At 44.6% G+C, this 15,228-nt stretch carries 9 protein-coding genes; 7 read left to right on the top strand and 2 right to left on the bottom strand.

Translation table 11 applies throughout. The features are described 5' to 3' along the window. The first annotated feature begins 12 nt into the window (after window positions 1–12). From ACFI6J_RS02490 to ACFI6J_RS02470, 5 genes are all read left to right on the top strand, one after another. Window positions 13–909 carry a PEP-CTERM/exosortase system-associated acyltransferase gene (locus ACFI6J_RS02490; protein WP_252118460.1) on the top strand — a complete coding sequence of 299 codons (897 nt, stop codon included), beginning with the start codon at window positions 13–15 and terminating at the stop codon, window positions 907–909. Between the two features lie 122 nt (window positions 910–1,031). Further along, a complete protein-coding gene (locus ACFI6J_RS02485; protein ID WP_156078347.1) occupies window positions 1,032–2,984 on the top strand; it encodes an alpha-amylase family protein in 1,953 nt (650 codons plus the stop codon). A gap of 156 nt (window positions 2,985–3,140) precedes the next feature. After that, window positions 3,141–5,081 (top strand): glycoside hydrolase family 13 protein, encoded by a 1,941-nt coding sequence (locus ACFI6J_RS02480; RefSeq protein WP_462556841.1) that lies wholly within the window; start codon window positions 3,141–3,143, stop codon window positions 5,079–5,081. Between the two features lie 38 nt (window positions 5,082–5,119). Then, on the top strand, window positions 5,120–6,601 hold the full coding sequence (locus tag ACFI6J_RS02475) for an MFS transporter (protein WP_039220385.1): 1,482 nt from the start codon (window positions 5,120–5,122) through the stop codon (window positions 6,599–6,601). A gap of 1 nt (window position 6,602) precedes the next feature. Continuing rightward, a complete protein-coding gene (locus ACFI6J_RS02470) occupies window positions 6,603–8,300 on the top strand; it encodes an alpha-amylase family glycosyl hydrolase (protein ID WP_348670802.1) in 1,698 nt (565 codons plus the stop codon). Between the two features lie 88 nt (window positions 8,301–8,388). Here ACFI6J_RS02470 and ACFI6J_RS02465 read toward each other — a convergent pair whose 3' ends face one another. Beyond that, window positions 8,389–9,411, bottom strand: a complete 1,023-nt coding sequence (locus ACFI6J_RS02465; protein WP_348670804.1) for a LacI family DNA-binding transcriptional regulator — start codon at window positions 9,409–9,411, stop codon at window positions 8,389–8,391. 296 nt (window positions 9,412–9,707) lie between these two features. On the opposite strand from ACFI6J_RS02465, the gene glnS reads away from it, so the two are divergent. Next, window positions 9,708–11,375, top strand: a complete 1,668-nt coding sequence (gene glnS / locus ACFI6J_RS02460) for a glutamine--tRNA ligase (RefSeq protein WP_039227768.1) — start codon at window positions 9,708–9,710, stop codon at window positions 11,373–11,375. Window positions 11,376–11,469: 94 nt separating this feature from the next. Here glnS and ACFI6J_RS02455 read toward each other — a convergent pair whose 3' ends face one another. Then, entirely contained in the window at window positions 11,470–12,213 is a 744-nt protein-coding gene (locus ACFI6J_RS02455; protein WP_039220376.1) for a YciK family oxidoreductase, read from the bottom strand. 320 nt (window positions 12,214–12,533) lie between these two features. Between ACFI6J_RS02455 and ACFI6J_RS02450 the strand changes: the two genes are divergently transcribed. Continuing rightward, window positions 12,534–15,131 carry a VolA/Pla-1 family phospholipase gene (locus ACFI6J_RS02450; protein ID WP_348670803.1) on the top strand — a complete coding sequence of 866 codons (2,598 nt, stop codon included), beginning with the start codon at window positions 12,534–12,536 and terminating at the stop codon, window positions 15,129–15,131. The last annotated feature ends 97 nt before the right edge of the window (window positions 15,132–15,228 follow it).

Raw genomic sequence — 15,228 nt, 5'->3', positions numbered from 1 at the left:
AAGATGAGAACAATGAGCGCAGTTCGAGCGTTTAATGGCGCCGTGTCTAACAAACTGAGTCGACTACCACAAACATTTTCTAGGGTACTCCCTAGTCGTTTCTCACTCGAAGAGAGTATTTCTAATTTCTTCTTTAGCCGTTACGAACTTGTGATTGCTAACGAAGAAAGTGAAAAGCAGGTGAGTTATAAAACGCGACACAAAGTGTATTGTGAAGAAATGAACTTCGAGCAGAAAAATGCCACTGCATTAGAAAAAGATAAGTTTGATGATCGCGCGATCAATTGCTACATCAAGCATTTGCCAACAGGAGAGTGTGCAGGCACGATAAGGTTGGTCTTGCCAACTGAAGCTGGCTTGGCACTTCCATTAGAAGAAAAGTGTGCGGAAGTAATTGGCGATGGTGCATTGCTACCTTCAAACTTGTCTCCACAAAGCGTCTGTGAAATCTCTCGCCTTGCAATACCGAGAGAATTTAGAGTGCGACAGTTACGCTCTAAAATCCTACCCTCTGAAAAAATTGAAAAAGTTAAACAAAAGAAAAATGTTCCATTTAACGTTGAGCATTTTCCTTATCTTTCAATTGCGCTGTACTTAATGGCAACGAGTGTGTGCCTTCATTTAAACGTTAAGCATGCCTATGTGCTTATGGAGCCTAAGTTAGCAAGAAGAATGAAGGCATTCGGTATTCATTTTAATCCAGTAGGTGAAGCTATCGAATTCAACGGTAAACGTATGCCATATAGATTGTCACCGCATGTACTGCTTGATGATTTAGCAAAACCTTTAAAAGGTTTTCACAGAAAGATTCATTCAGAACTAAATAGTGCGTTACAAGCTATTGGCGATGTGGCCGTTCCCACCATTGACCATACTCGAAAGCCTCTTCGCATAGCTCATGCAGCATGACACCATGCTATCTGGAATACTAAGCCGCCTCGTCAGGCGGTTTTTTTATGTTTGAATACGTATGCATGTTTTTTAACATCCAGTTAACGCGTATCCTGTTGGCATAATTTACGTTTATCACAATGATTACCATGCCAAATTTCCAATTTCGTTTTTGTCTTAAACCCTTGTCAATTGCTATGCTGTCAATTGGATTAACAGCGTGTACAGGGCCGACCTCTCCAGTGAATAATCAAAAACCGGTGATCAAAGACGCTAGTCTGAAACCATTTGGTCAAAGCGGCGAAAGTTCGACGCTAAACGATTCGGCTGAAAGGCAAGGTAAACCTGTTGTTTATCAAGTTTTTACTCGCTTGTTTGGAAACACGAATACAAATAACCAGCCTTGGGGCACAATAGAGCACAATGGGGTAGGTAAGTTTAGTGATTTTACTCCCGAAGCGCTTAAGGCCATAAAATCTTTGGGAACCAGTCATATCTGGTATACCGGTGTGCCGCACCATGCGGTGATTAATGACTACACTGATTTTGGTATTTCAAACGACGACCCAGATGTAGTGAAAGGCAGAGCGGGCTCTCCCTACGCAGTTAAAGATTACTACAACGTTAATCCAGACCTAGCCGATGATCCAGCCAAGCGTTTAGAAGAATTTGAAGCGCTAATTGCCAGGACTCACGCAGCGGGAATGAAGGTTATTATCGATATTGTGCCTAATCATGTCGCCCGTGATTACCATTCACTTTCTGCACCTGAAGGTGTAAGTGATTTCGGCGCGCACGACGACACGTCTGTTGAATACGCCCGTGATAACAACTTTTACTATGTAGTAGGTGAAGCGTTTCAAGTGCCCACAGCTGATAACTATCAACCTCTAGGTGGTGAAAAGCATCCACTATCTGACGGTAAGTTCGAAGAGTTTCCAGCAAAATGGACAGGCAACGGTGCTAGAGCTTCGAAACCGGATATAAACGACTGGTATGAGACCGTAAAAGTGAACTATGGCGTGAAGCCTGACGGCACCTACGACTTTCCAGTTTTACCTGAAGAGTACAGTGATAAGTCTTTTGAAGAACATGCCGCATTTTGGCAAGGAAAAGACGTACCAGATTCGTGGTATAAATTCAGAGATATTGCACATTATTGGATAGATAAAGGTGTCGACGGTTTCCGCTACGATATGGCCGAAATGGTGCCTGTCGAGTTTTGGTCGTTTCTAAATAGCAGTATTAAACAAAAGACACCTAATGCGTTCTTGCTAGCGGAAGTTTATCAACCAGATAAGTATCGCGAGTATATCCACCAAGGCAAAATGGACTACCTTTACGACAAGGTGGGTTTCTACGACACATTAAAAACGATTATGCAGGGGAGTGGAGAAGTAAGCAAACTGGTTACTATTCATGATGAAATCAATGATATCGCCCCGCATATGCTTCATTTTTTAGAAAATCACGACGAACAACGTATAGCCAGCCCCGACTTTGCCGGTAGTGCCCAGAAAGGTAAACCCGCGCTTGCAGTGAGTGCGCTTATTAGCAGTTCGCCTACGCTGTTGTACTTTGGTCAAGATGTGGGTGAAGACGGTAGCGAGGAGACTGGTTTTGGAGATCCAACACGTACGTCAATTTTCGATTATGTAGGTGTTCCTGCCCATCAGCGTTTTATGAACGACGGTAAGTTTGATGCAGGGAAATCTACCGAAGATGAAAAAGCACTTCACCAATTTTACCAAGACGTGATGGCTATTGCTGCCACAAACCCTGCTGTTACAGGTGAATATCAAAGCCTACACGCGCTCAATCTTGATGTGAAAGATTCAGCCTATACTGAGCAGCAATTTGCTTTTGTGCGCGCGCAAGGTGAGCACGGATTTGTGGTAGTGGCTAATTTTAACGATAAGCCTACAGGTGCAATGAAGCTTGTTGTTCCTTCAAATGTTTTAGGTAAAGATAGCGATCGGATTACGCTAGCGCCTATGCTTTCTCATGAAGGCATAACACTAGAAAAAGAGGGCATTAACTACAACGCTTCGTTCTCATTGGAAGGGCTTGAGACTAAAGTATTCGCCTTCTAATTAGGTTTTATCACATGCTGCTGAGTTAACGCGAAACACCATGTTTTTTTACATGGTGTTTCGTGAATACGTATGCAGAGCATTGGTCAGATCGGACGGGCAAGGTAGTATCTCATCACCATCTTGTACTTAACGTATTTTTAACATGGGGTTGATGTGCCAAAACGTAATCGTGTAACTAATGACAGTGGTCATAAAAAAATCCAAAAGCGCGCAATTCCGCTTCTCCTCAGCTGTATCACTACATTTCCTTTGTTCTCAGTTCAATCATCTGCAAACAGTGGCATTGATGTTTACCCGCCGAATTGGTGGGTTGGTATGCAAAACAGTAATGTAGAATTGATGCTTTATGGTGATGGTGTTGCCGATGACACTGTTTCAATAGTGAAAGGCGATGTAAGCGTTAAGCATAGCCAAGCCCTTGATAGTGAAAACTATCTATTCGTAACGCTAGACACGTCGAATGCTAGTGCCCAGGAATTAGTTATCAGGCTTACTGACAGCGATGGTACGACCCGTGATTTAACTTACACGTTAGAAAAAAGAGCACAAGGCTCAGCGTCGCGCGAAGGCTTTGGGCCTCAAGATGCTATTTATCTTATTGCCCCCGACAGATATGCCAATGGTAATAAGGAAAATGATAATGTTAAGGGTTATGGCGATCCCGCAGACCGTTCATTCAAAGGTGGTCGCCACGGTGGTGACATTCAAGGTATTGTTGATAACCTCAATTACATTCAGGATATGGGCTTTACTCAAATATGGACAATGCCCATGCTCGAAAATGCCATGGATAAATACAGTTATCATGGCTATTCCACCACGGATTACTACAAAATAGACCCTAGATTTGGTTCCAATGACGATTTTATTGCGTTAAGTACTGAAGCTAAGTCAAAGGGTCTTGGCATTATAATGGATATGGTACTTAACCATATAGGCAGTAATCATTTATGGATGAAAGATACGCCGTCACACGACTGGATCAATAACAACGGTAAATTTGTAGGGACAACCCACAAGCGTGAAGTTCTTCACGACCCTCACGCCATAGCAAGCGATATAAAAGGGTTTAGCGATGGTTGGTTTGTGCCAACCATGCCGGACTTGAATCAGCGCAATCCGCATTTAGCAAACTACCTTATTCAAAACGCGATTTGGTGGGTTGAAAGCGCTGGGCTAAGTGGAATACGTGTGGATACGTACTCCTATCCTGATAAGGCGTTTTTGAGCCAATGGACAAACCGCATAATGGACGAGTACCCGAATTTCAATATAGTAGGGGAAGAGTGGTCAGTTAACCCCGCAATCACGGCATATTGGCAGGCGGGTAGCCACCGCCACGATGATTACGATAGCGCACTACCATCGGTTATGGATTTCCCGCTTCAAGCCGCAGTTGTGAAAGCGTTGAGCAATGACGAAAGCTGGAATTCTGGCTTCATCTCTGTTTACGAAACCTTAGCTACTGACTTTTTGTATGGCGACCCGAATAATTTGGTCATCTTTCCTGATAACCACGATATGAGCCGCATTTTTACTCAGCTCGGTCATGATAAAGACAAATGGAATATGGCTATGACGCTATTGCTCACTACGCGCGGTATTCCACAAGTTTTTTACGGTACAGAAATTTTGATGGGTAACGAAGGCAGTGAAGACCACGGTATTATTCGTTCTGACTTTCCAGGCGGGTGGCCTTCGGACAATGACAAAAACGCTTTTACCGGGCACGGTCTAACGGATGATGAGCGTTGGGCACAGCAGCGTGTGAAGGGGTTACTTCAACTGCGTAAATCACACCCTTTGCAGTTTAAAGGCCTGTTGAAGCATTTTGCACCGGAGAATGGGGTTTATACCTATATTCGAGAGGCAAATGTCGATTCAGGCAGTGGTGCAGATAAATCAAATACTCATCAGTCTGATAAAATATTGGTCATCTTAAATAAAAAGCCAGTGGACCTGCCTCTAAACAAGTATGCAGAGGTGCTAAGCACACACCAGACGTTAACACGAGTTAGCGATGGGATATCTTTTAAGACGACGGATACCTTAAGATTACCAGCAATGTCTGCTAGTGTTTTCATTGTGCAGTAATCGTATTAACTATAGTAAAACAATAAATAGAGCAAAGTATGCAAGCAACTCAACCACGCCTTTCTTTCTGGCAAATATGGAACGTCAGCTTTGGCTTTCTAGGTGTTCAATTCGGTTTTGCACTGCAAAACGCAAACGTAAGTCGGATCCTTTCAGACTTAGGGGCAGACCTTCACTCGCTATCACTATTTTGGCTCGTCGCGCCAATCATGGGGTTAATCGTTCAACCAATTGTTGGCTCAGCATCTGATAGAACGTGGAATCGATTAGGTCGACGCCGCCCGTTCATCCTTGCTGGTGCAATCGCCGCAGTATTGGGTATGATTTTACTGCCTAATGCGCCGATATTTGTTGCCTTCTTGGCACCTATGGTAATGGGCGCGTTAATGGTTGCACTGATGGACGCGTCGTTTAACGTATGTTTTCAGCCGTTTCGCTCATTGGTGTCAGACATGGTACCGCCGTCACAACGTAATGTTGGCTATTCGATTCAGTCGTTACTGATTAATATAGGCGCAGTTATCGGCTCAATACTGCCATTTGTACTTACCAATGTTATTGGCCTTGAAAATACGGCACAAATGGGTGAGGTTGCACCTTCTGTTGTTTGGGCTTTCTACATTGGCGCTACAGTACTGCTTGGTACGGTCATTTGGACGGTAGTTCGTACCAAAGAATACGCACCAGATGAATACAACCGCTATAAAGGGCTTACTGAAGAGCAGCCTGCAACTGAAAAAGCGCCTAAAGCACCGCTAGGACAACGCTTAAGTGAGTTTTTCACGTTAGTAAAAGATATGCCAAAGACGATGAAACAACTGGCCGTTGTGCAGTTTTTCTCGTGGTTTGCGCTCTTTATAATGTGGGTATATACCACACCTGCTATTACGCAACATATATGGAATGTAGATAAGCAGTGGTTTGACCCAGCTTATATTGCTGCAGCCCCGATGGTGCCTGAAACCATCATCATGGCCAAGGGAGCCGCTGGTGATTGGGTAGGGATTCTATTTGCTGCGTATTCGGTATTTGCTGCTATTTTTTCTATTTTCTTGGCAAAACTTGCTGACAAGTTTGGTCGCAAAACGGTTTACGCTTCGTCTTTAGCGCTAGGTGGCCTGAGCTACGTAAGCTTCTTGTTATTCCAAGACCTGACGATGATCAACGTAAACTTACTGATTACAGAAGTAACAGTACCTTTGGGCGCAGTGAAGCTGTTAATCCCTATGGTAGGCGTAGGTATTGCGTGGGCTGCCATTCTTGCTATGCCTTACGCTATGTTAGCTGGTGCGTTACCTGCAAATAAAACGGGTGTTTATATGGGTATCTTCAACTTTACCGTTGCCGCCCCTCAAATTGTATCAGGCCTAACTGCTGGCTGGATCCTAAGTTCTATTTTCGACAACGACGCAAAGTACATTATCGTTGTTGCCGGAGTTTCTATGTTAATTGGTGCGGTTTCAGTTTTCTTCGTGAACGAGGCCGATAAGCAAGAAATTGAAGAAGCGCAGGGAGCTTAATATGTCATTTAATCGTACAACAATCGCATTAACGTTAGCTGGTTTATTTTGCTCAGCCTGCTCGAGTACATCTGTTCCTTCATCTAACGATATACAAGAAAACAGCCACGCTATCGTGGGTACCACTACGCCATTTGCTAGCGAAGCGGTGTACTTTGTTGTGACAGATCGCTTTGTAGACGGCGACCCTTCGAACAATCATGAAGAGCAGGGAGGCGATCACCCTACGTGGCAACTGCCCTTAGAAGGTCCTGATGGTAAGAAAGCCTATGTGGGTTACATGGGCGGTGATTTACAGGGTATCTTAAACAACGCCGAATATATTAAGGAAATGGGGTTCACGGCAGTATGGATGACGCCTGTCCACGATAACCCAGACTATGCGTTTAATGGCGATGAACCCATTACTTATGGCGGTGCCTTTAAAGACGGTGGTAAAACCGGTTATCACGGCTATTGGGCAACGAATTTCTATAAAGCTGACGAGCATCTGGTTAGCGCCAATTTAAGCGTTAGTGACTATACGGCGAAAATGCGTCAGCATGGCCTTAAGTCCGTGTTTGATATTGTGGCAAATCACGGCACACCAAGCTTCACCATGGAAAAGGACTTACCCGGCTACGGGGAAATATATGACAGTGATGGAAATCTGGTTGCTGATCATCAAAACTTGGCGCCTGAAGAGCTTGACCCTGAAAACAACCCGCTTCATAGTTTTTTTCACAACTATCCAGATTTAGTAAAGCTTTCTAATCTAGATGACGAAAACCCTGCCGTACGCGATTATCTCATCAACAGCTATTTGTATTGGATTTCTCAAGGTGCTGATGCATTTAGAATAGATACAATCAGGCATGTGCCTCATGCGTTTTGGCGTGAAGCGTCAGATCGTATACGCGAGCAAAACCCTGACTTTTTTATGTTTGGCGAAGCATTTGACTATGAGGCGAACAACATTGCCCAACATACGTTACCGAAAAATGGGGGCGTCAGCGTATTAGACTTTCCTATGCAAAAGGCCATGGTGAATGTATTTGAAAAGCCGCTAGAGAGTGATTTTGCTGACTTAGAAACGGTGCTTCATCTTACGCACGGGCCATATAACAATCCATATGAATTAACTACGTTCTACGATAACCACGATATGGCGCGCATTAATGCCACTGATGAAGGCTTTATTAATGCGCATAATTGGTTGTTTACAGTAAGAGGCATTCCGGTTGTATACATGGGATCCGAAATTGGCTTCATGCGCGGTACGGCAGAACATGCTGGCAATCGTAACTATGTTGGCCAAGAGCGCCTAGACCAAGCCAAGACACATCCTATTCAACAGGCGCTAACAAAAATTGCCAATGTGCGTAAAAACACGATAGCACTGCAGCGCGGTGTTCAAGTCAACGTTGAACTTGACGGTCATCAAGCTGCGTTTTATCGCGTCGTTGATACTGCAGACACACAGCAGACTGCGCTTGTATTACTTAATAAGGGAAGTGCCGCACAATCTTTTGAGGTTAGTGACTTTATGCAGTCGGGCGACTGGACGGAACAATTATCTGGAGATACGCAAACAGTAGAATTCGGTGACGCGTTAACCGCAACGGTTGAGCCCAATGGCGTTCAGGTATGGGTGCGCGAAGGTCAAGTAAGTAACAGTGCGTTACTTTCTCAAATTAAGCATCAGTTGGCGCGTCAATAAAACGTGTTTAACGCCCAATAAAAAAGCCCCGTGGTTGTTTAACGCCCGGGGCTTTTTGTTTAGTTTCTAGCGTGTAATTTGCGCACGCTTACTCACTGCCACATGACTGCCTAATAATAATATCCGCAGGCATTAAATAATCCTGAACGTCTTCGTTGTTAATGGCTTTTAATAAGGTGTTTACCAATAGCTCACCCGCCAGTTTGGTATTTTGCTGAACAGTGGTGAGCGAAGGCGTGGTGTAGGCCGAAACCGCAATATTGTCATAGCCAACTACGGCTACATCATCAGGCACATTCACTTTTGCCTGGCGCAGCGCTCTCAGCACGCCCATTGCAATAAGGTCTGATGCGCAGACAATTGCTTGGGGAAGTTCGCCACTTTGCAGCAATGATTTCACCGCGTCTGACCCCGCGTCCTCGGTCGAAATAGCATTGCGTTGAACACTTGACTGGTCAAGCCCATGAGATTGAAGTGTTTCAAAATAACCGTTAAAACGCGCTTTAAATTCAGGGGCGTGATCGCCGTTGTCACCAATAAACGCAAAGGAAGTTTTACCCAAGCCGATTAAATGTGACGTTATACTTTGGCCACCTTGATAGTTATCACAACCGATACTAACTCCTGGGTGCGCTTCATCTGGTGCACCCCAACGAACAAAGTGAGTGCCTTGTGACTCCAGCTGAGCAACTTTGGTTTGATAATCGGTGTAGTCGCCGTACCCAAGAAGAATGATACCGTCAGCCTTGTTTGAGTCTTCATATTCGGCGTGCCAGTCATCTTCTAAATTCTGAAATGATACGAGAAGATCATAATTGGCTTGCGCACAGGCACGAGTAATGCTACCTAGCATCGCCAAGAAAAACGGGTTAATCATCGAATCATCAGAGGTAGGATCTTCAAACAAGAGAAGGGCGATTGTGCTGCTCTTTTGCTTTCTCAAATTACTCGCGTTTTTGTCTACTTTGTAATTGAGTTCTCTGGCAATGCGCTGAACGCGGTCACGAGTTTCTTGGTTGACTAGCGGGCTGTTGTTTAGCGCTCGCGAGACGGTTGATTGCGAAACCCCTGCCAAGTGGGCAATATCAAAAGAGGTTGCTTTTTCTTTCATAAACACCATGATTTGCTGCTACGACCTTGTTGTCGCGAATTTAGATTACCATATTTTTATAATGACGCGCGCATTTTGAGACGCAGTCGCTCAAATGCCACGCAAAGTTACGATTTCGTTAGTGCTTATTTATATTTTGGAAGTCATAACGGCATTTAGTTTTAGAAGGTATTTGCAGATCGCTCTTAATTCAATCACTTGTCAGGCTTCTTTGAATAAAACATGGTTGAAGTAATTGCGAGAGTGTTATACTCAGCGAGATTTTGAAATATTACGTGCATAAGGGGAACAAGCGAATGGCCGAGACTGAACACCGTCCGACCAATTTTATCCGTCAGATTATTGATAAAGACCTGTCTAGTGGTCTACATGACGCAATTAAAACACGGTTTCCACCAGAGCCGAATGGCTTCTTACACATAGGCCACGCCAAGTCTATCTGCTTGAATTTTGGTATTGCTCAAGACTACACAGGTACGTGCAATTTACGCTTTGACGATACCAACCCTGCAAAAGAAGACATTACGTTCGTTAATTCAATTAAGGAAGATGTGCAATGGCTTGGATTTACGTGGGACGGAGAAGCACGCTATTCATCAAATTACTTTGACCAGCTTCATGCATACGCCGTTGAACTTATTGAAAAAGGTTTAGCCTATGTAGATTTTTCAGCGCAAGACGTTATGCGCGAAATGCGTGGCACACTCAAAGAGCCTGGTCAAAATAGCCCTTATCGCGATACAGACGTTGAAACTAACCTCAGTGAGTTTGCCAAAATGACGGCAGGCGAATATAAAGAAGGGGAGTGTAGTCTGCGTGCGAAAATTGATATGGCATCGCCATTTATGTGTATGCGTGACCCGGTAATTTATCGCGTTAAGCATGCTCACCACCATCAAACTGGTGATAAATGGTGCGTGTATCCAATGTACGATTTTACACATTGTATCTCAGACGCCATTGAGGGAATAACGCACTCTCTGTGTACACTAGAGTTTCAGGATAACCGTCGCCTTTATGATTGGGTTATCGAAAACATTTCTATCGACTGCACACCAAGACAGTACGAGTTCTCACGTCTTAATCTAGAATATACGGTATTAAGCAAGCGTCGCCTTATTCAGTTAGTTGACGAAAACCATGTACACGGCTGGGACGACCCACGCATGCCAACCATTGCCGGTCTGCGCCGTCGTGGCTACACACCGGGCTCAATTGTTGAGTTTTGTAAACGCATTGGTGTGACTAAGATGGACAACATGGTTGAAATGTCCATGCTAGAAGCGTGCATACGCGACGACCTAAATGCAAATGCTCCTCGCGCAATGGCCGTACTAGATCCAATAAAGCTCGTTATCGAAAATTATGAGGAAGGCCAGACAGAAACGCTGGTTGCGCCTAATCATCCTAACGATGAAAGTATGGGTACGCGTAACATCGGCTTCAGTCGCGAAGTGTATATAGAAGCAGAAGACTTCCGAGAGTCGGCGAACAAGAAGTTTAAGCGCTTAGTGCTTGATAAAGAAGTTCGTCTTCGCAACGCCTACGTGGTTAAAGCTAATCGCGTTGAAAAAGATGAGAATGGTAATGTCACTACCGTTTACTGCACGTATGACCCTGATACGCTTGGTAAAGATCCGGCTGATGGCCGCAAAGTTAAAGGTGTTATTCATTGGGTGGATGCAGCAACAGCACAGGCAGCGGAGTTTAGGCTTTACGACCGCTTGTTTAACGTGCCTAACCCAGCAGCGGAAGAAAACTTTACCGATGCAATTAACCCTGACTCGTTGGAAGTAAAACACGGTTGGGTAGAAGCCGGATTGGCAGACAATGTTCCTGAAGTAGGAGCATGGCAGTTTGAACGCACTGGCTACTTCTGTGTAGATAAAGACAGCACAGACGACAAGCCGGTCTTTAACCGCACAGTAGGTCTAAGAGATACATGGGCCAAAATGGGCGAGTAGGCACTGGCCTTTAGCCATTTATGCGCTGTAAATAAAAAACCGCTTAAGTGCTGCTTAAGCGGTTTTTTTGTTTATTGAACATTGCTTTTGTTAATTACTTTGGTTGGCAATCAAGGGATTGTCCGGTTGTTTCCTTACTGTCTTCGCCCATTAGATAAAGATACGTAGGCATAATATCTTCAGGTGTTTTTAGTGTATCAGGGTTTTCTGCTGGAAACGCTTGAGCGCGCATTTGTGTGCGGGTACCACCTGGATTAATACAGTTAAAGCGCAGTGACTTATTTCGATATTCATCAGCAAGGGTTTGCATAACACCTTCTGTTGCGAATTTTGATACGGCGTACGTTCCCCAAAATGCGCGACCTTTTCTGCCTACGCTAGAGGTGGTGAAAATTACCGATGCATTTTCTGCCTTCTCTAAAGCGGGAATAAGCGCTTGTGTCATGAAGACCATGCCATTTAGGTTAATTTGCATCACGTCTTGCCATTCTTGCGCATCAATATCTTTAAATGCACTTAGGTGGCCTAAAATACTCGCATTGTGAAGAACACCATCTAAGCGGCCAAACTGGTCAATAATGGTTTGCGTCATTTGCTGATAATGAGAGGGCGTTGCGCCTTTGATATCTAAAGGAACAATGGCGGGTTCTTGACCACCTGCTGCGACAATGTCGTCGTACACAGCTTCAAGTTTAGACACGGTGCGGCCTAATAAAATACAAATAGCGCCATGTGCAGCATACGTTTTTGCGGCTTGTGCACCAATTCCATCGCCAGCCCCGGTGATAAGAATAACTTTATCGCGCAATAAATCCGCTGGTGCGTTGTAATCGTTCATCATTTTCCTTCAAAAGGTTCATTTATATCGCAATGATTGGGGCCTGTAGACCCAATTAAGAATCAAACCCCAGATCATACTCAGCCTGACTCACAAGTAAAACAATGAATGAAAATTTCTTTAAACGTAAAAAAAGTTAACAAAAGTAGTTAACAAAACTTTGCAAAGTTGCAACAAAGTCAATAAGATTGAGGAAGATACAACTGGTCTAACATGTTTAAAACTATCATCTACGCCTGTAAAGACAGGGTAGACCAAGCTACTTTTAATAGAGTTAAGTTTTAGACACAGAATAACAACAATGCTTGTAGGGAGTAGAGATGAGAAAACTCGTATTAAGTTCCAGTGTGGCCCTTGCGCTGGGTCTAGCAGGCTGTGGTGGCTCCGATGAAACCCTTTCCGACATTCAGGCCGAAACAGAAGTCCAAACACCATTTTCACGAATCGTTTTTGACCCAGCTAATGGGAACTTGAACATTCCAAACGACCTTCTGATGCTTCCAGGCGATGATGGTTTCTTTGATTACACACTGAATATTCCGGTCGATGACCCTACAGATTTTGCTGACCCGCAAAATGCTCTAAATGTGCTGGACGGTTGGTCTACGCAGCACCCTTTTGTTATCAATGTTGAAACACCAGCAGGCGCTTCGCTAGACGAAAGCACGCTAGCTTCTGGTGTATTGCTATATGAAGCCACACTAGGTCTTGACCAAAGTGATCCTGACTGTGCGCAGGTTACAACACCTTCTGCGGGTTGTAAGCTTGGCGATCAACTTACCTTTGGTGTTGATTACGTACTCAGCCTTGCTGATAGCAACACGATCACTTTTGTTCCTCTTAAGCCGCTAAAAGCAGCTCAGGGCTACATGTTAGTAATGACCACTGATTTGAAAGACTCTTCTGGCAAATCGGTTCAGGGCTCAACTACGTGGGACTCAGTAAGACAAGACATCGACACTAATCCTCTATCAAGTGCAGCACAGCTTCAATTACAAGGCTTAGTTAATTCGTTAGTTAATCCAGTGCTTGGTGCGGGTTTCGACCGTGAAGACATCACTTACGTATCAGCTTTCACCACCCAGTCTATTGCCAACTCGCTTGATACCATCAAGAAGGTCATGATTAGCCGTTTTGCACAACTGGCTGCTGGCGGTGACCCGTCTGCTCCAACCGCACTACCTGCAATCACGGTAAGCGATGTATCTGCAGCGCCTAATGTTTTAGAAGCTATAGCACCGGAAATTGGATTATCTAGCTTAGTCACTACAGTTATAGATCAAAGTAAACAAGGTCGTTCGGATATAGCTGCAATTGATGCAACTGATTTCAGCGCGTTAGAAACTTGTGCAGGTCTTGCAGGCACAGCCTCTGGTCAGTTAGCTGCCCAGTGGGGTGAGTTGAATGATTTTGCGATAGGTGTTTCTACAGCAATCTTAACGCAAGTAGGACCATTCTGTGCAGCTCAACGTTATGAAGGTAATATTGCATTGCCTTATTTCTTGGGTGTTCCAAGTGCAGAGAACCCACTTGCTCCAGTAAATGATTTCTGGAAGGCAGCGTGTGACAGCGGCATTGTTTTAGCTGGTGCTCCTCAAGAATTACTTGCAGACGCAGAACCTGGTCCTAATGCAGCAATGTGTTCTTCACTAGGCCTTGCTGACTTTCGTATTAACGGCGAAATGTTAGATAGTGCAAGAAACATTACTAAATTCAACCCATATCCACAGCCTACTGGCGGAAACATGGGTACAGAAACGTTAGACGTTCAGGTTACTATTCCTGACCCAGCAATTGCAGGTGCTTTAGGTTTTTCTATCAGCATGCCTGAAGCCGGTTGGCCAGTGGTTATTCTAGCGCACGGCATTACCAGCCAAAAAGAAGATATGCTTGCCATCACAGGTACTCTGTCTCTAGCAGGTATTGCGTCAGTAGCAATCGACCAACCATTACACGGAAGCCGTGGTTTTGACCTTAATGGCGACGGTACAGATGAACTGAATGCGACTACGGTTAGCGCAACTCACTATATGAACCTTGCCAGCTTGCCTACGGCTCGCGACAATCTACGCCAAAGCGTGTCAGATTTACTTGGTCTACGTTTAGGACTAAACGCAGTTGTCGATACCACAGCAGCGCAAAATGTTAAGTTTGATATGTCACGTGTATCGATTATGGGTGTGTCTCTAGGCGCTATCACTGGTGGTAATTTTGCTTCAGTGGCAAACACTTCGATGGGCGGCGATTTAGCAGCACTTGATGGCATGTTTGCTGTCAAGCAAGCTTCTCTTGAGTCTCCAGGGGGCGGTGTTGCTCAGTTCCTAATTGAGTCAGCCGCGTTTGGTCCACTTATCAAAGGTCTGTTGCTGTCTCAGGCTTCTGAAGAGTTTGTTGCCTTGCTAAATCAACTGTATGAAACCACTGATGTGAGCGAAGAACAACTTCGCGCAGCGGTAGCGATTTTCGAAGAAAATCTTACTGCTGAGCAGGCTACCCAAGTAAATGCAGTATTTGCAGAGTTTGCTTTTGCTGCGCAAACGGTAATGGATGCAGGTGACCCTACTAACTACGCTCAGACACTGGGTAGCAATACGCCAGTTCATATGATGACCGTAGTGGGTGATGGCAGCGACGCGAACCTTCCAGATCAAGTTATTCCAATTTCAACAGCGTTACCATTGTCAGGTCAGCTTCCTCTGGCAGCGACCATTGGCTTGGAGCAAGTGACAACCACGCAAGGTCCTGGTACAGATCCAATTAGCGGAATTGTACAGTTCAATAGTGGTGCTCATGCTTCTAGCTTAAGCCCTGCGGCGAGCGCAGCGGTAACAACGGAAATGCAAAAAGAAGTGGCGGGTTATATTGCGTCTGACGCACTTGTACTGCCAATTTCTGATGAAAGTGTTGTAGCGAACTAACCAAGGGTAGTTTGCTCCAATGGGCAGCGTTACAACTGCTTACATTTTATAGAAAGAAAGCCGGCGTTATTGCCGGCTTTTTTGTAGAAAAATTATA

This window comes from Alteromonas sp. G4i13, assembly GCF_054960505.1.
Note: the sequence above shows the minus strand (reverse complement) of the source record. Positions and strands in the feature narration are given on the sequence as shown.